The following is a 17,066-nucleotide window of genomic DNA, read 5'->3' as shown; positions in this document are numbered from 1 at the left end:
TGGCCTCCTTTGGGCGGAGGCCAGGCGACTCGAAGCGGGAAATGAGCCCGTTGAAGCGCCGAGCCACTCCCTCCGCCAGCATGATCTGGTTCAGGTTCAAAGGGTTCTTCTCAGCCCGCCAAACGGCAGACGCCCCTGTGTCTCGTGGCCCACCATACACGGCCTGCAGTGTTTGTCATCCGGTGTTGCGGCGGGGCAGGGGGATCCTATTGTCGCATTCGGGTAGGGCTGAAATTGCGGGGGGGCGAGGCCGAGATCCTGCATGCCGGCGGCCACGGGCAAGGGCGGCAAATCCGCCAATACCTACCGTGATCACGGGGTCAGATCCCCTGCCAGATTTCCGCGCTCCGGCTCCGTGGGGCAGGCGGCTCAGATGCGGCGTTCTTCATGTCCGCCGAGGTGGGGATGACGCCCGCGCGCCCGGTGCCGGAGGGCGCTGTCTCGCCCGCCATGCCTTCAGGGCGCGCTTCTCGATTTCCAGCACCAGAAGGAGAACCGGGCCAACCGCAACGACCATGAGCCCCTGGCTGAGGCTCAGCGGGCGGGTGTCGAAAAACGCCTCCATGAAGGGCGCATAGGTGAAGGCGAATTGCAGCGCCGTCACCGCCACGATCGCGATCAGAACGGGGCGCGTGCCCAGGATCGCCCGGATCGACAGGGATGTGGTGTTCAGGAACCGCACCGAGAACAGATAGAAGATCTCCATCACCACCAGCGTGTTGACGGCGATCGTGCGAGCTTCTTCAAGGGTTGCGCCGCGCGACTGGGCGAGGGTGAACATGCCGAAGATGCCGGCGCAGAACAGAAGCGACACGAAGCCGACCCGCCAGAGCACGAAGCGCGACAGGATCGGCTCGTCTGCGGGGCGCGGCGGGCGGCGCATGATGTCTGGCTCCGCCCCCTCGAAGGCCAGCGCCATGGCAAGAACCACGGAGCTGACCATATTGACCCAGAGGATCTGGACCGGCGTGATCGGCAGCGTCAGCCCAAGCAGCAGCGCAAGGATCAGGGCCAGCGCCTCGCCGCCGTTGACCGGCAGCAGGAAGACGATGGCCTTCTTCAGGTTGTCGTAGACGGTGCGCCCCGCGCGCACGGCCGCCGCGATGGTGGCGAAATTGTCGTCGGCCAGCACGATCTCGGCCGCTTCCTTTGCGGCTTCGGTTCCGGTCCGTCCCATGGCCACACCGATATCCGCCCGCTTCAGCGCGGGTGCGTCGTTCACGCCATCGCCCGTCATCGCAACCGCGGCGCCGCCCGCCTGAAGCGCCTCGACCAGCCGCAACTTGTGCTCGGGGCTGGTCCGCGCGAAGACATCGACGCGTTCGGCGGCGGTGCGCAGAGCGTCGGTATCCAGCCCGTCGATCTCGCCGCCGGTCAGGACCTCGTCGCTGTTTTCAAGTCCCAGCCTGCGGGCGATGGCAAGCGCGGTACCGGCATGATCGCCGGTGATCATTTTCACACGAATACCGGCGGCACGGCATTCGGCGACCGCGGCCACCGCTTCGTCTCGCGGCGGGTCGATCAGCCCGACGAGCCCCAGAAGCGTCAGGTCGCCATCTACATCGTCGAAGCTCAGCGTCTGCTTTTCGGGGTTGGCGGATTGGGTGGCGATGGCCAGAACCCGCTGCCCCTCTGCTGCGATCTCATGCGCGCGGGCATGCCAATAGGCCGCATCGAGCGGCTGGCCGCCATCCTCTTCGCCATGCTGGGTGGCGCACATGGCGATGATGCGTTCCGGTGCGCCCTTGACGTGGATCGCGGCGCCGCCCTCGTGGTCGTGATGCAGGGATGCCATGAAGCGATGGCGTGCGTCGAAGGGGATCGCATCGGTTTGCGGGTTCGACTGGCGGAGCGCATCCGGATCCTGCCCGGCCTTCCACCCGAAGGTGACGAGCGCGCCCTCCATCGGGTCGCCATTGGCCGACCAGATCCCGTCGCTTTCGCTGACTTCGGCGTCATTGCACAGGATCGCGCCCCGGGCCAGATCGGACAGAAGCGGATGGGCGGAGACATCCACATCGCGCCCCTCGAAGGTGATCCCGCCATGAGGCGCATAGCCCGCGCCGGTGACCTGATACATCCGCCGCGCCGTGACCACCGAGGCGACGGTCATCTCGTTCTTGGTCAAGGTGCCGGTCTTGTCCGAGCAGATGACCGAGACCGAACCCAAAGCCTCGATGGCGGGCAGGCGGCGGACGATGGCGCGGCGCTCGGCCATGCCCTGCACCCCGATGGCCAGTGTCACCGTCAGGATCGCGGGCAGCCCTTCGGGGATCGCCGCGACCGACAGGCCCACCACCGCCATGAAGATGTCGCTGAAGCTCATCCCGCTCACGAAATACCCGAAGACGAGGATCAGCGCGGCCACGACGAGGATTGCGAAGGTGACGGTGCGCGCGAACCCCTCCATCTGCCTCAGAAGCGGGGTGGATGTGGTTTCGACTGTTTCGAGCAGACCGCTGATCCGCCCGATCTCGGTTTCCGCGCCGGTCGCGACGACGATGCCCCGGCCGCCGCCCGCGGCGACCAGCGCCCCGCTGAAGGCCATCGACCGCCGATCGCCAAGCGTCGCATCCTCGGCGACGGGGTCGGGCGCCTTTTCCACCGCGACGGATTCGCCGGTCAGCACCGCTTCCTGTATCCGCAGCCCGTAGGCGGCGGTGATTCTCAGATCGGCCGGCACCCTGTCGCCCGGTTCCAGCAGCACCATATCGCCCGGTACGAGCTGTTCCGCCGGAACCGAAACCCTGCGGCCGCCCCGCAGCGCCCGGGCCTCGGGTGCGAGCATGTCGCGGATCGCCGACAGCGCCCGCTCGGCCCGGCCTTCCTGCACATAGCCGATCACTGCGTTGACCAGAACCACGGCCAGGATGACGCCGGTATCGACAAGGTGGCCAAGCGCCGCCGTCACTGCCGCCGCGGCAAGCAGGACATAGATCAGCAGGTTACGGAACTGACGCAAAAACCGCGCAATTGGGCCGGCCTGTGCGGACTCGGGCAGTCTGTTGGGGCCGTGGCTCTCCAGCCTGTCCGCAGCCTCCGCCACGGACAGGCCCGCAGACCCGGTTTTCATCTCGCCCTGCACCCTTTCGACCGGTCTGCTGTGCCAGGCCGTAGGCGCGGGGGCGGGGTGGCTTTCGACCGGGGAGGCGTCGGCGGCGATACGCGCGGGATGCTCCGTCATGACATCCGGGGCCCGGTGCCGTCGGTCCAGCTCGGCGGGCGCGTTGCATGCGCGTTCACGAACGCCTCAAGGTCTTTCACGGCGACACGGAATTCCCGGCCAAGCTTCACGGCACGCAGATCCCGCAGGTGAATCCAGCTTCGCACCGTCTGCTCCCGGACTTTCAGAAGCTTCGCGATCTCCTGCGTGGTCATGAACGGTTTGCTCAACATGATCTGCTCCTGAAACATCGACGCTGCAGTGCAATATATGTCGCGACCGGCTGTTGATAAGTCTCAACGCATCTCAATCCTGTTCAAATGCTGTCAACCGCCCTGAAAGCACAAGAACTGCCCGGCGCTGCCTGTTTCCTGGTCGAACACCTGCTATGCTTGCCGGGCGTTGCTGGCCTGATGCGCCCACCGGGAAGGCGGAGGCCACGGGAGAGCGATCCGGGTGCTGTCCGGCCGCAGCTCGGTTCTGGCGCCCTCCGGTCAGGAGGTCCCGAACCCCGCCATCTCGGCCCCCGTGGGTCGGTAGACGGGGATCCGCTCAAGTGGGCAGGGGGCCTCGATCCGCTGGCCACCGGCGTGCCGGGTGCCGGTCCACATGCAGACCCAGTCGGTTCCGTCCGGCAGATAGACCTGGCGGGTCTCAGCCCCGGCGGTAAGAACTGGCGCCACCAGAAGGTCGGGACCAAGCATATAGCTATCGGCAATCGCTGCGGCGACGGGATCCGCGGGGAAATCCACCAAGAGGGGCCGCATCGGTGGTATTCCCCGGTCTGCCGCGACGGCCATCTGGTTTCGAAGATAGGGTTTGAGCCCGGCGCGCAGATGCAGATAGCGGGTCAGGATGCTCTCCACCTCCGCGCCGAAGCTCCAGATCTCGTTATCGGCCCCGCCAAAGCTGAATTCATGCCCGAACCGCGGGTCACGCGCCGCATCCTGCCGGAAACCGTGCAACCGGAAGACCGGGCAGAAAGCTCCCCACTGAAACCAGCGGATCAGCAATTCGCGAAACCCGGCATCGCCGATATCGCCGCCCTTGAAGCCACCGATATCCGTGGTCCACCAGCTGATCCCCGAAAACGCCATGTTCAGCCCGGCGGTCAGTTGCCGTGCCAGATCGGCAAAGCTCGATCTGACGTCACCGGACCATACCACCAGCGGAAACCGCTGCGACCCGGCCCATGCGGAGCGCGACAACATGAGCCCGTCAGTCAGGCCATCGGCGGCGAAGGCCTCGGCATATCCCTGCTGATGCAGGAACGGATAGATATTGGCCACATCACGCCCGTCCCCCAGATGAAAGCGCAGATTGTCGGGATGCATCGGATACATCTCGGGCTCATTCGCATCGAGCCAGAACGCATGAATGCCGTGCCGCGCGTACCCCTCCCGCACATGTTGCCAGTGAAAGGCGCGCGCCTCCGGGTTTGTCGCATCGTAGAACCGCAGCGGATTCATCCCGTCGGGCTCCCGATCGTAGAAGATCGATCCGTCCATCGCGCCGCGGCGACTGTCCACCAGCCAGCCGTTTTGCATGAATGTCCCATAGGTGTGGGCATTGGCGTTCACCGTCGGCCAGACCGAAACCATGGGCGCCACGCCCATGTCCCGCAACTCGGCCACCATGGCGGCGGGGTCGGGAAATTCGTCGCTGCGGAACGTCCATTCGCCCATCTTGGTCCAGTGAAAAAAGTCGATGACGATGCAGTCAAGCGGCAGACCGCGGGCCTTGTAGCCGCGCGCCACGCGCAGCACCTCGTCCTGGGTTTCATAGCGCAGCTTGCATTGCCAGAACCCAAGCGCCCAGTCCGGCAACTCGGGCGGCCGCCCCGTCAATCCGGTGTATTCGGTCAGGAGATCGGCGGGTCCGGCGCCCGCGATCACGATGTAATCAAGCTGTTTCGTCGCCTCCATCACCCATTTCGTGCGATTTTCGGCAAGCTCCACCCGCCCGACACCGGGGGCGTTCCACAAGAGGCCATAGCCGCGCGACGACATCAGGAAGGGGATGGTGATCTCGGTGTTCTTCTGCATCAGGTCCAGAACGCAGCCCTTGAGATCGAAGCGCCCGTGCTGATGCTGGCCAAGGCCGTGAAACCGTTCCCCGTCCTGCGCGGCGAACCGGGTCTCGATGGCCCAGAGATCGCCGGCCTCGGCGGCGTAGTGGCGTGTGCCGGGCCAGAGGATATGGGGCATCTCCTCTTCCAGCAGAAGCGCGCCGCTGACCAGATCGCTCACGCGCAGTTCAACAGCGGGGCCCATCCCCCGCGGCACGAGGTGCAATTCGGCGCGCAGACGCCCGTTCGTCAGGATCGCGGCCTCGTCGGTGAGGTCGATCGCCGCGTCATGGGCCGGCAACGCCTCCAGCAGCGCGCCCGGACGCCCGGTGTCGATCCGGGCGTTTTTCGTTGCCCGCAGACGCATGCCATTCGGGCCGATCGGGTCGAGCCAGAGCGTTTCCCCATTATGGCGCGCCACGATGCGGTCGCCATCCCGGCTGAAGACCTTTTGCATTCCGGACCTCGTTTTGTGCAGGATGCCTCAGGGAGGAGGCTAGACATAGCGGCGATGAATTACAAACGTTTGTATTGACCGGTCCCACGCCCGATTGCAGGATGCGCGGACGAGACGCGAAAGGCAGGGCGACATGTATCTGGGACTCGATCTTGGCACGACCGGTCTGAAAGCGGTGCTGATCGATGGGGAGCGGCGCCTATTGGCCGAGGCGACAGCCCCCCTTTCGGTGTCCCGGCCGCATCCGGGCTGGTCCGAACAGGATCCGGCGGCGTGGATCCGCGCGGCGGAAACGGTGCTGACGGCACTGGCGGCGGAGCGGGACCTGTCCGCCCTGCGCGGCATTGGCCTGTCGGGGCAGATGCATGGTGCGGTGTTGCTGGATGCCGCCGATGCGGTGCTGCGGCCCTGCATCTTGTGGAACGACACGCGCGCCCATGGGGAGGCTGCAGAGATGGATGCCGATCCGCAGTTTCGCGCGGTTACCGGCAACATCGTGTTTCCCGGCTTCACCGCCCCCAAACTGCGATGGGTCGCGCATGCGGAGCCCCGTGTCTTCGCCTCCGTCGCCAAGATCCTGTTGCCAAAGGACTACCTCAGGCTCTGGTTGACGGGCGAGCATGTAGCGGAAATGTCCGACGCGGCGGGTACAAGCTGGCTCGATACAGGCCGCAGGCTCTGGGACGAGAGCCTGTTGGCGGCGACCGGATTGTCGGCCGGGCAACTGCCGCGCCTTGTCGAGGGCTCGGATGTGTCCGGGCACCTGCGCCCGGCGCTTGCCGGGAGGCTCGGCATGCCCGCAGATATCCCCGTCGCGGGCGGCGGCGGCGACAATGCGGCGACGGGCGTGGGGATGGGCGTGGTGCGGGCCGGGCAGGCCTTTGTCAGCCTCGGCACCTCCGGTGTCCTGTTCGCGGCCAATGACGCCTACGCGCCCGCGCCTGAGACGGCGGTTCACACCTTCTGCCACGCGCTGCCCGATATGTGGCACCAGATGGGGGTGATCCTCTCGGCTACCGATGCGCTGAACTGGTATGCCGGGCTGGTGGGGGAGGATGCGGCCCGGCTGGCCACCTCTCTCGGCCCGCTGCGCGCGCCTGGGGAGACGCTTTTTCTGCCCTATCTCGGGGGGGAGCGCACACCGCTCAACGATGCCGCGATCCGTGGTGCCTTTCTGGGTCTTGCCCACGCGACCGACCGGGCCGCGGCGGCGCGCGCCGTGATGGAAGGCGTCACCTTTGCTTTCTGCGATTGCCGGGACGCGCTGGCGGCCACGGGCACCCGGATCGACGGGCTGATTGCCACCGGCGGCGGGGCGCGGTCGGACTATTGGCTGGCAGCTATCGCCACGGCGTTGGACTGCCCGGTGACATTGCCCGTCGCGGGGGAGTTCGGCGCGGCTTATGGCGCGGCGCTTCTGGGTCTGATGGCCGCCGAAGACGTCGGCGCGGAGATCGCGGAGCCGCCCGCGACCGCCCGCATCATCGCGCCCGAGGCCTCTTTCACGGACGCCTTCAGGGCCGGGCATGCCCGGTACCGCAAGGCGCGAACAGCAATTCAGGGAGTGACATGACCGATTTTTTCCACGGGATTCCGACGCTGCGCTTCGAGGGTGTCGAGACCGAGAGCGAGTTTGCCTTTCGTCACTACGACCCGGATGCGCGGATCCTGGGCAAACGGATGGAGGACCATCTGCGCTTCGCGATCTGCTACTGGCACAATTTCGCATGGCCCGGCAGCGACCCGTTCGGCGGGCAGACGTTCCAGCGGCCTTGGTTCGGGGACACGATGGAACATGCCCGTCTCAAGGCTGATGTGGCGTTCGAGATGTTTCAGAAGCTGGGCGCGCCGTTTTTCTGCTTCCACGATGCCGATATCCGACCCGAAGGCGACAGCTTCGCCCAGAACACCGCGCGATTGCGCGAGATGACAGATTATCTTCAGGCCCGGATGGAAGAGACGGGCCTGCAGCTGCTCTGGGGCACGGCCAATCTGTTTTCCCACCGCCGCTACATGGCCGGTGCGGCCACCAATCCCGACCCGAATGTCTTCGCCTTCGCGGCGGCCACGGTGAAGATCTGCATGGATGCCACGCATCAGCTTGGCGGCGAGAACTATGTCCTCTGGGGCGGACGCGAGGGCTATGAGACATTGCTCAACACCAATCTGCGCCGCGAGCGGGAGCAGGCCGGGCGGTTTCTTCAGATGGCGGTGGACTACAAGCACAAGATCGGCTTCGCCGGGACCATCCTGATCGAGCCGAAGCCGCAGGAGCCCACCAAGCATCAGTATGATTACGACGTGGCGACGGTTTACGGCTTCCTGAAGGATTTTGGACTCGAGGGCGAGGTGCGGGTGAATATCGAGCAGGGCCATGCCATTCTTGCCGGTCACAGTTTCGAGCATGAACTGGCGCTGGCGGCATCGCTCGGCATCCTCGGCTCGATCGACATGAACCGGAACGATTATCAGTCCGGCTGGGACACGGACCAGTTTCCGAACGCAGTGCCCGAGGTTGCGCTGGCCTATTACGAGATCCTCAGGGCAGGCGGGTTCACGACGGGGGGCACGAATTTCGATGCCAAGCTGCGGCGCCAGTCGCTCGACCCGGCGGATCTGATCCTGGCCCATGCAGGGGCGATGGATATCTGCGCGCGGGGCCTGAAAGCGGCGGCGGCGATCCTGGAGGATGGTGGGCTGGAGGCGGCGCGTGCGGCACGCTATGCCGGCTGGGAGACGCCCGCGGCGCACTCCATGCTGCGCAGCGATCTCGACACGATTGCCGAACGCGTCATCGCCGAGGAGATCAACCCCGAACCGGTATCCGGCGGTCAGGAGCGGCTGGAAAATCTGGTCAACCGGTTCGTGTGAGCGGCGCCCGTTCGATCAGCCGGTGGGACTGGCGCAGCAGCAGCTTCGGCGCGATCTCGTGATGCTCGAAGGTTCCGTCCACGGGCGTGCCGTCGACTGCAAGACGGCGCAGCATCACCTTGCTCAGCAACTCGGCGACATGGCTGTCTTCGGTTGAAAACGTGGAAAGCGGCGGCGCGGTATGTTCCGAGCCGGGGAAGTTCTGTCCGCCGAAAACCGTCAGGTCACGGCCCACGATCAGCCCGGCGGCGGCGGCAACCCGGTAGACGCCGAATGACAGCGAATCCTGAATGCAGGCGAAGGCGGGCTGCTGCGGGTGGGGGGCGAGGATCTTCCGGGCAACATCCTCTCCGGCCTGTTCCGTCATCTCGATACGGTGCAGCGTGGGCTCCGGCAGGCCGAGACGGGCCGCTTCGGCACATGCGCCGGCGACATAGTTGTCGGCGAAGTTCAGACCCTCGGGTGCCGCCAGAACGTCGATCGGGCCGCTGGCGGAGGCGTGCAGCGCCCGGATCGCGAGCCGCCCAGCCTCGGCATAGTCGATCTCGACCATTGGATGACGCTCCTGCCAGTCAGTCTGGCCGAAGGTCACGAACGGCATGCCCGATTCCAGCAGCAGCGCCACACGCGGGTCTTTCTTACGGGTCCGGCCCAGAATGATGGCGTCGGCCAGCCGCTCGTCCACGATCTGGCGAACGATATCGACCTCCTCCGCCCGCTCGCGGGCGGCGAAAACCGCCAGACTCAGACCGGCATCGCGCAGATGCTGATCCAGCGTCGATAGAAGCTCCAGGAAAATCGGGCTGGCGAAGCGCTGCTGCGGGGGCGACAACAGCACGGCCACCCGCCCGGATTTGCCCATGCGTAAAGCACGCGCAGCGGCGTTCGGGCGATAATCCAGCTCATCCGCCAGTTCGCGGACCGCGCGGCGTGTTGCCTCCTTCACCCGCGGGTCGTCGCGCAGCGCGCGCGAGACGGTGGAGACATCCATACCCAGTTTCAATGCCAGCGTTTTCAGGCCCACCCGTTTCTGCATAGGTCCTCCTTGGCGCTCCGAACTTGTGTACATTATGCAGATCGCGCTGGCGAGGGAACAAAATCCAAACGTTTGTATTGACCGGTTCGCGGAATCATCGTCTTCTTGCAGACAGGAGGTGGGAGCGACATGGTCAAGCTCGTGGCGTTGGTACGCAAAAAGCCGGGGATGGCGACGCAGGCCTTTCGCGACTATTGGCTGGACCGCCACGCGCCGTTGGCCGCCGCCATTCCGGGGCTGCGCGGATACCGGATCAACATTGCCGGGGATCCCGGCGATATGGACCCGGCCGCCTACGATGGATCCGCCGAAATCTGGTTCGACGACCGCGCCGCGATGGAGGCCGGGCTGAGTTCCGAAGCCGGGCGCATCGCCGGAGAGGACACCGCCGCCTTCGCCGCCAGCATCGCGTTTCTGGTGACCGAGGAGCATGTCATCCTGCCCGGTGGCGCGCCATGACCGCGCGCATGTTTCCCGTCGCCGACCGCCACCGGGACCGGGTCTATGTGATCACCGGTGGTGCAAAAGGGATCGGGCGTGCCTGCGCGGAACGCTTCGCCGCCGAAGGCGCGCAGGTGATGATCGCCGATATCGACCCCGCGGGCGCCGATCTGGCCGAAACCCTTGGCGGCGTCTTTCACCGGACCGACATGGCCGACCCGGATCAGGTGAGAGACCTGGCGGCCGGCACCGTGGAGCGGTTCGGGCGCATCGATATCTGGCACAACAACGCCTTTTCGGCGGTTTTCAAGCCGATCCACGAGCAGACGCTGGACGAGTTCGACCGGATCACCGGTATCGGCATCCGCGGCTACTGGATGGGTGCCAAGGTCGCCGTGGAACAGATGCGGCGGCAGGGGGGCAGGGGCGTTATCGTCAACACCGCGAGCGTGCAGAGCTTCGTGGGCGAACGGGGGTTTTCCGCCTATCAGGCAACCAAGGGCGCGGTGCTGGCGCTGACCCGGTCGCTGGCGCTGGATCACGCGCCCGATATCCGTTCGGTGGCCATCGCCCCGGGTCTGATCGCCACCGATGCGATCGGGGACATCCCCGAGGACGTGATCGAGGAGGTTCTTGCAGGCATCCCCGCCGGGCGCGCCGCCCGGCCCGAGGAGGTCGCGGCGCTGGCCGCGTTCATCGCCTCGGAGGAGGCGGATTACATGTCCGGCACCGCCGTCATTCTTGACGGTGCCTATCTGGCGATCGGATGATCTGATGGCGGTGTTCCAGGAAGTCGACGGTGGTCTTGAATGCCGGTTCATGGGCGAGATGATCCGGGTCGCGCCGTGGGGGCCGGATGCGGTGCGGGTGCGGGCGCGCCCGGGCCGGGATCTGGTTGCGCCCCATGTCGATGCGCTGCTGCCCGCGCCGGAGGGACGCGCGGAGGTCGAGATCGGGACGGATCGCGCCAGCCTTACCCATGGGCGCATACGCGCCGAGATCACGCTGACCGAACGCTATGGCGCCGATATCAAGCGGGAGGCGGTGATCCGGTTCCTGCGCGCCGATACCGGGGAGGAGCTTCTGGCCGAAACGCGTAGCCATTTCGCGGGCCCCCGCACCCGCAGCTTCAAGGCGCTGGCCAGCGGATCCTGGCGGCTGGAGGCGCAGTTCCTGGCCTATGAAGACGAAAGCCTCTGGGGCATGGGACAGCCGCAGCACGGGGCGATGGACCTCAAGGGTGTCTCCACGACCCTGCTGCAGCAAAACGCTCATGCGGTCATTCCCTTCGTGGTCTCCTCCCGCGGGTACGGGTTTTTGTGGAACAACCCGGCCACGGGGCGTGCGGAATTCGCCCGCAACGTCACCCGATGGACGGCGGAGGCGACGGGCGGTCTTGATTACTGGATCACCGCGGGCGACAGCCCCGCTGAAATCCTGCGCAGCTACGTCCGCGCCACCGGGCTTTCCCCGGATGTGCCCGACTGGGTGCTGGGGTTCTGGCAATGCAAACTGCGCTACCGGAACCAGGAGGAACTGTTGTCGGTCGCGCGCGAATACAAGCGCCGCGCGCTGCCGCTGTCCTGCATCGTCATCGACTTCTTCGCCTGGACCCGTCAGGGCGAATGGCGCTTCGACCCGAAGGACTGGCCCGATCCCGAGGCCATGGTCGCCGAACTGGCCGAAATGGGTGTGGAGCTCATGGTGTCGATCTGGCCCACGGTTTCCGCTTCGTCGATCCACTACCGGCAGATGACGGAGGAGGGGCTGCTGCTTGGCACGGAGCGGGGCATTCCCGCGATCATTCCGTTCCCCGACAAGGACCCGTTCGGCGCCGGTTTCTTCACCTATTACGATGCCTTCAACCCTGCCGCGCGGGCGTTTCACTGGGATCTCGTGCGGCGGAACTATCTCGACAAGGGCATCCGGCATTTCTGGCTTGATGCCTGCGAGCCGGAGATGCGGCCAGCCCATCCCGAAAACATCCGTACCGCGCTTGGCAACGGGGCCGAAATGCTCTGTGCCTATCCACTGGTGCATGAGGCCGGGTATCGCGAGGGTCTGACACAGGCCGGGGCGGCCGACGGGGTCTTGCTCTGCCGGTCGGCATGGGCCGGATCGCAGCGCCACGGCGTTATCCTGTGGTCCGGCGATGTCTGGTCCGACTGGGCATGGTTCCGGGCGCAGATCCCTGCGGGGCTGCATGCGGGCATGGCGGGAATGGGCTGGTGGACCACCGATATCGGCGGCTTCTACGACGGCCATGGCGGATCGGCGGCCTTCCGCGATCTGCTGGTGCGCTGGTTCGAATTCGGGGTCTTCTCCCCGATCTGCCGCCTGCACGGGTTCCGCGTGCCCGATGACATACCGCCGCCGGCGCCGGGTGAGCCGGTCACCTACGGTCAGGATACATTCAACATCTTCACCGACACCGGCGGCTCGAACGAGGTCTGGTCCTTCGGGCCCGAGGTGGAAACGGTTCTGGTGGAGCTTCTGGGCCTGCGCGAAAGGCTGCGGCCCTATCTGGAGACCGTTTTCGCCACCTATGCCGCGACCGGCGATCCGGTCATGGCGCCGCTTTTTTATCACCACCCAGACCAGCGGGACCTGTTCGACCGGGCCGACGCCTACATGCTGGGCCCCGATATCCTGGTCGCGCCGGTGCTGGAGGCCGGGGCCACCGCCCGGCCGGTGGCTCTGCCCGCGGGGGAGGATTGGGTCCATGCCTGGACCGGGATTGCCTATTCCGGAGGCACCACCGCCGATATCGACGCCCCCTGGGGTCGGATACCGGTGTTTATCCGCAAAGACAGGGCCGAGGCGCTGCTGCCGGTTTTCGAAGGCACCGTGCCATGAGCTATAAAAGACCGCGGCCGCCAGCAAGTGGACCGGGGCAGAACGACACCCGACACCAAGGAGGACTCTCATGACGAGACTTGTATATGCATCCGTTCTGGCGCTGATGACGGGCGCCGGCGGGGCGGCGGCGCAGGATGTGACCCTGACGCTCTGGACAGAAAGTGCGACCGCGCCGGAATCGGTGTTTGCGCAGGAGTTTTCGGCGATCGACAACGGGGTCACCATCGAGATACGGGAAATCCGCTTCGATGATCTGGTGACCGATACGCTGCGCGCGGTGGCGACCGGCACCAATCCAGACCTTATCGCCATCGACAACCCCGATCACGCGGCCTTTGCCTCGCGCGGGGCGTTTCTGGACATCACCGATCAGGTGGCGGCATCGGATGTGATCGATATCGATGCCGTGTTCGACGGGCCGCGCGCCAGCCTGACATGGGACGGGCGCATTTATGGAATACCGCGCGCCTCGAACACCATCGCGCTGTACTACAATCGCGATCTCTTTGCGGCCGCCGGGCTGGACCCGGACAGCCCGCCCCGGACATGGGATGAGCTGCTGGAGGCCGCGCGCGCCCTGACCGACCCGGAAAACGATGTCTACGGCATCGCCTTTTCGGCCCGCGCGTCCGAGGAGGGGACCTTCCAGTTTCTGCCCTGGGCCCAGATGGCCGGCGGCAGTTTCGACAATATCAACGCCGAGGGTGTGGCCGATGCCCTGGCGCTTTGGAAAGCGTTCCTCGATGAGGGGCTGGCCAGCCCCGATACGCTGACCCGCGGCCAATGGGATTCCACCGGCACCTTCAATGGCGGCAATGCGGCGATGGTCATCTCCGGCCCGTGGGAGCTTGGCCGCATGGCTTCGGACGCGGCATTCGACTGGGGTGTCACGCTTTTGCCGGTTCGCGAAGAGGGGGGCGTGCGCGCCTCGGCGCTTGGCGATTTCAACCTGGCGATCTTCGCCAATACCGACCACCCGGACGAGGCCTTCGCGTTTCTGGAATACTACATGAGCCAGGTGGACCGGGTCTGGCCCGAATTCACGCGGCTTCCCTCGGTCGCGGGGGTTGCGCTGGCGCCCACGGGCGACGCGCGGATCGACGCGGCCGCGCAGGTCTTTACCGAACAGCTGAGCTATGCCCGCAACCGGGGTCCGCATCCCGACTGGCCGCGCATCAGTCAGGAAATCCAGACTGCATTTCAATCGGTCCTGACCGGACAGGCCGAGGCGCAGGAGGCGCTGGACGAGGCGGCCGAGCGCATCGATGGGATCATCAACTAGACGCCCCAGACCGGGGGCGGCGGCGTCAGCCGTGCCGCCCCCGGTTGTTCCTGCCCCGAGAGGTAGACCATGACACGCATTCTGCGCAGCCTGCGCGACGGGATCGGCTTCGATGTGATGCTGGTCATCATAGCGCTCAGCTATCTGCTGGTCTTCGCGGGGCTGCCGCTGATCTACAATGTGATCATCAGCTTTCAGACCGTGGATGTGTTCAGCCTCGGGACGCTCTGGCACCCCAATGCGGGGTTCGACAATTATCGTGCCATCTTCGACGATCCGCTGGCCGGCCGGGTTCTTTGGCAGACCATCGTCTTCACCCTTGGCTCGGTCGCGCTGCAGTTCACGCTCGGCTTCGCGCTGGCGCTTTTCTTTCACCAGAACTTCACCGGCGCGACATGGATCCGCGGGCTGTTTCTGGCGGCATGGGTCATGCCCGGGCTGGTCGTGGGTGTTCTCTGGAACTGGCTCTTGTCGGGAGATTTCGGGGTGATCAACCATCTTCTGGAGAGCTTCGGGCTGATCGAGGACCCGGTTTTCTGGCGCTCGAATGTGGAGACCTCGCTCTATGCGGTGCTAATTGCCAATATCTGGTACGGAACGCCCTTCAACATGATCCTGCTGGCAGTGGGCCTCGCCGCGATCCCCGGGGATCTCTACGAGGCGGCGGAGCTTGACGGCGCCAACGCGTTTCAGCGGTTCTGGACCATCACACTGCCGATGATGCGCGCCACCATCGGCGCCGTTCTGGCCCTGGGCATCATCTTCACCCTGCAGCAATTCGATCTGTTCGCCGCGATCACGCAAGGGGGGCCGGCGGGCTCCTCCACCGTGGCGCAATACTGGTCCTGGCAGCTGTCCTTCCGCGAATTCGATTTCGGGCGCGGCGCGGTGATTTCGGTTCTGATGATCATCGTGGTGCTGTTCGTGTCGCTGATCTATGTCCGCTCCACCAAGGCGGAGACGCAGCTGTGAGCGGGGCGGTGACGAACCGGGTGCTGCTGGCCGTGGCGCTGGCGCTGGCGGCGGTGTACCTCTTTCCGCTTTACTGGATGTATGTCACCAGCCTGAAGACCCAATCCTCGATCTTCGCCGTACCGCCGGAATTCCTGCCCGGTGCGCCGCAATGGGACAACTACGCCACCATCTGGGAGGTGGCGAATATCCCGCGCTACATCGGCAACAGCCTTGTCATCGCCTCGGGCGTCACGCTGATCACGGCGCTGATCGGATCGGGCTGCGCCTATGTTCTGGCGCGTTATCGCAACGGCTGGATCGATGCGGCCCTCTTCGCCGTGCTGATGTTGCAGGTGCTGCCGCCGTCGCTGATGGTCACGCCGATTTTCGTGGGCTTCGCGTCGGTCGGCCTTCTGGAATACCCGCGCTTTGCCACGATCCTGGCATTCTCTGCCAAGACGATGCCGTTTTTCGTCATCCTGTGCCGGGCCGCCTTCATGACCGTGCCGCGCGAACTGGAGGAGGCGGCGCTGGTCGACGGAAACTCCCGCGTCGGCGCCTTCTTCATGATCGTGCTGCCGCTAGCGCGGAACGGGCTGCTGATCTCGGCGCTTCTGGTGTTCATGAACGGCTTCGGCGAATACGTCTATTCCGCCTCCATCATCGCCGATAACCGTCTGCAGCCCGCCTCGATCGGGATGACCAATTTCCTGCAGCCCAATGTGGTGAACTGGAACGCGATCATGGCCTTTGCCGCCACCTATGTCACCCCGATCCTGGCCGCGTTCGTCCTGTTGCAGCGCCAGATCGTCAATGGCCTGACCGCCGGAGCCCTGAAATGACCTATCAGATCGAGCTGGACCGCGTCGAAAAGCACTATGGCCGCTTTCATGCCCTGAAGGAGATCAGTCTGGCGATCCCCAAGGGCCAGTTCGTGGCCCTTGTCGGGCCGTCGGGTTGCGGGAAGTCCACCTTGCTGCGTTCCATCGCAGGGCTGGAACGCATCACCTCGGGCACGCTCCGCATAGCGGGCGAGCCGGTGAACGACCTGCCGCCGCGCAAGCGCGATCTGGCCATGGTGTTCCAGTCCTATGCGCTTTACCCGCACATGTCCGTCCGCGACAACCTGACTTATGCGTTGCGGCTCAAGGGGGTGTCCCGGGCGGAACGGGCCCGGCGCGCCGAAGAGGTGGCGGCCGTCATCGGGCTTGAAACCCTGCTGGACCGCCGCCCGCGCGAATTGTCCGGCGGGCAGCGCCAGCGCGTCGCAATGGGCCGTGCCATCATCCGCCAGCCCCGCGCCTTTCTGTTCGACGAGCCGCTGTCGAACCTCGATGCGGCCCTGCGCGTGCGTATGCGCAAGGAGGTGCGCGCGCTGCACGACCGGATCGGGGCCACCAGCGTCTATGTCACTCACGACCAGATCGAGGCGATGACAATGGCCGATCACGTGGTCGTGCTGCAGGCCGGCCGGATCGAACAGCAGGGCACACCGATGGCGCTTTACGACCGGCCCGCAAACCGGTTCGTCGCGGGGTTTATCGGCAGTCCGGCGATGAACTTCATGCCCGGCGTCATCGCCGGGGATGGCCGCGCCGTCCGGTTGGCGCTGCCGGGTAATCCGGTGCTGGAAACCGCGATCGCGGGCACGCCAGGCCTGGAGGTGGAGGTCGGCATCCGGCCAGAACATATGGTGCTCGGCCCCCTCGATGCGCCCCATGCCGTACCGCTTGTGGTCAGCGCGGTCGAGACGACGGGCGCGGCCAGCTATCTCTTCACCGAAGGGGAGCCGGAGCTGATCGTCACCACCGAAGGCACCGCCGCGATCAGGGCCGACGACACGATCGGCGTCTCCATAGACCCGGCGCGCGTGCATCTGTTCGAGCCGGAAACTGGCGCCTCCCTCCGATCCGCTAAACTCTGAACATGCGCAGG

General features: G+C 65.7%; 13 protein-coding genes and 1 riboswitch. Of the genes, 9 read left to right on the top strand and 4 right to left on the bottom strand.

What is annotated here, in order from left to right; translation table 11 throughout:
- Positions 1-50 precede the first annotated feature (50 nt).
- A riboswitch (TPP riboswitch) is annotated at positions 51-147 on the bottom strand.
- Positions 148-385: 238 nt separating this feature from the next.
- The 3 genes from D9R08_RS09480 to D9R08_RS09470 all read right to left on the bottom strand — a co-directional run bounded on the left by D9R08_RS09480 (position 386) and on the right by D9R08_RS09470 (position 5,688).
- Positions 386-3,184 (bottom strand): cation-transporting P-type ATPase, encoded by a 2,799-nt coding sequence (locus tag D9R08_RS09480; RefSeq protein WP_121897811.1) that lies wholly within the window; start codon positions 3,182-3,184, stop codon positions 386-388.
- A complete protein-coding gene (locus D9R08_RS09475) occupies positions 3,181-3,396 on the bottom strand; it encodes a helix-turn-helix domain-containing protein (protein WP_121897991.1) in 216 nt (71 codons plus the stop codon). The genes D9R08_RS09480 and D9R08_RS09475 overlap by 4 nt, the downstream gene beginning before the upstream one ends.
- A 261-nt stretch (positions 3,397-3,657) precedes the next feature.
- Complete coding sequence (locus tag D9R08_RS09470; RefSeq protein WP_121897810.1) at positions 3,658-5,688, bottom strand: glycoside hydrolase family 31 protein; 2,031 nt, start codon at positions 5,686-5,688, stop codon at positions 3,658-3,660.
- 133 nt (positions 5,689-5,821) lie between these two features.
- Between D9R08_RS09470 and xylB the strand changes: the two genes are divergently transcribed.
- Positions 5,822-7,261 (top strand): xylulokinase, encoded by a 1,440-nt coding sequence (gene xylB, locus D9R08_RS09465; RefSeq protein WP_121897809.1) that lies wholly within the window; start codon positions 5,822-5,824, stop codon positions 7,259-7,261.
- Positions 7,258-8,559, top strand: coding sequence for a xylose isomerase (xylA, locus tag D9R08_RS09460; protein ID WP_121897808.1), 1,302 nt, complete (start codon positions 7,258-7,260; stop codon positions 8,557-8,559). Before xylB ends, xylA begins: the two co-directional genes overlap by 4 nt.
- On the opposite strand, the gene D9R08_RS09455 is transcribed toward xylA, so the two are convergent.
- Positions 8,543-9,595, bottom strand: a complete 1,053-nt coding sequence (locus D9R08_RS09455; RefSeq protein WP_158598965.1) for a LacI family DNA-binding transcriptional regulator — start codon at positions 9,593-9,595, stop codon at positions 8,543-8,545. The two genes, xylA and D9R08_RS09455, sit on opposite strands and share 17 nt — an antisense overlap.
- 129 nt (positions 9,596-9,724) lie before the next feature.
- Between D9R08_RS09455 and D9R08_RS09450 the strand changes: the two genes are divergently transcribed.
- The 7 genes from D9R08_RS09450 to D9R08_RS09420 all read left to right on the top strand — a co-directional run bounded on the left by D9R08_RS09450 (position 9,725) and on the right by D9R08_RS09420 (position 17,055).
- Complete coding sequence (locus tag D9R08_RS09450) at positions 9,725-10,054, top strand: EthD family reductase (RefSeq protein ID WP_121897806.1); 330 nt, start codon at positions 9,725-9,727, stop codon at positions 10,052-10,054.
- On the top strand, positions 10,051-10,806 hold the full coding sequence (locus D9R08_RS09445; RefSeq protein WP_121897805.1) for an SDR family NAD(P)-dependent oxidoreductase: 756 nt from the start codon (positions 10,051-10,053) through the stop codon (positions 10,804-10,806). The genes D9R08_RS09450 and D9R08_RS09445 overlap by 4 nt, the downstream gene beginning before the upstream one ends.
- 4 nt (positions 10,807-10,810) lie before the next feature.
- Positions 10,811-12,892: a glycoside hydrolase family 31 protein gene (locus D9R08_RS09440; protein WP_199709312.1), complete on the top strand. Its 2,082-nt coding sequence runs from the start codon at positions 10,811-10,813 to the stop codon at positions 12,890-12,892.
- A gap of 70 nt (positions 12,893-12,962) precedes the next feature.
- Positions 12,963-14,177, top strand: coding sequence for an ABC transporter substrate-binding protein (locus tag D9R08_RS09435; protein WP_121897804.1), 1,215 nt, complete (start codon positions 12,963-12,965; stop codon positions 14,175-14,177).
- 69 nt (positions 14,178-14,246) lie between these two features.
- Positions 14,247-15,149 carry a carbohydrate ABC transporter permease gene (locus tag D9R08_RS09430; RefSeq protein WP_121897803.1) on the top strand — a complete coding sequence of 301 codons (903 nt, stop codon included), beginning with the start codon at positions 14,247-14,249 and terminating at the stop codon, positions 15,147-15,149.
- On the top strand, positions 15,146-15,973 hold the full coding sequence (locus D9R08_RS09425) for a carbohydrate ABC transporter permease (RefSeq protein ID WP_121897802.1): 828 nt from the start codon (positions 15,146-15,148) through the stop codon (positions 15,971-15,973). The genes D9R08_RS09430 and D9R08_RS09425 overlap by 4 nt, the downstream gene beginning before the upstream one ends.
- The gene (locus D9R08_RS09420) at positions 15,970-17,055 is read left to right on the top strand and encodes an ABC transporter ATP-binding protein (protein WP_121897801.1); all 1,086 of its coding nucleotides are present in this window, start codon (positions 15,970-15,972) and stop codon (positions 17,053-17,055) included. Before D9R08_RS09425 ends, D9R08_RS09420 begins: the two co-directional genes overlap by 4 nt.
- The last annotated feature ends 11 nt before the right edge of the window (positions 17,056-17,066 follow it).

Origin of the sequence: Rhodophyticola porphyridii, assembly GCF_003688285.1 — a bacterium.
GTDB lineage: Bacteria > Pseudomonadota > Alphaproteobacteria > Rhodobacterales > Rhodobacteraceae > Rhodophyticola > Rhodophyticola porphyridii.
Note: the sequence above shows the minus strand (reverse complement) of the source record. Positions and strands in the feature narration are given on the sequence as shown.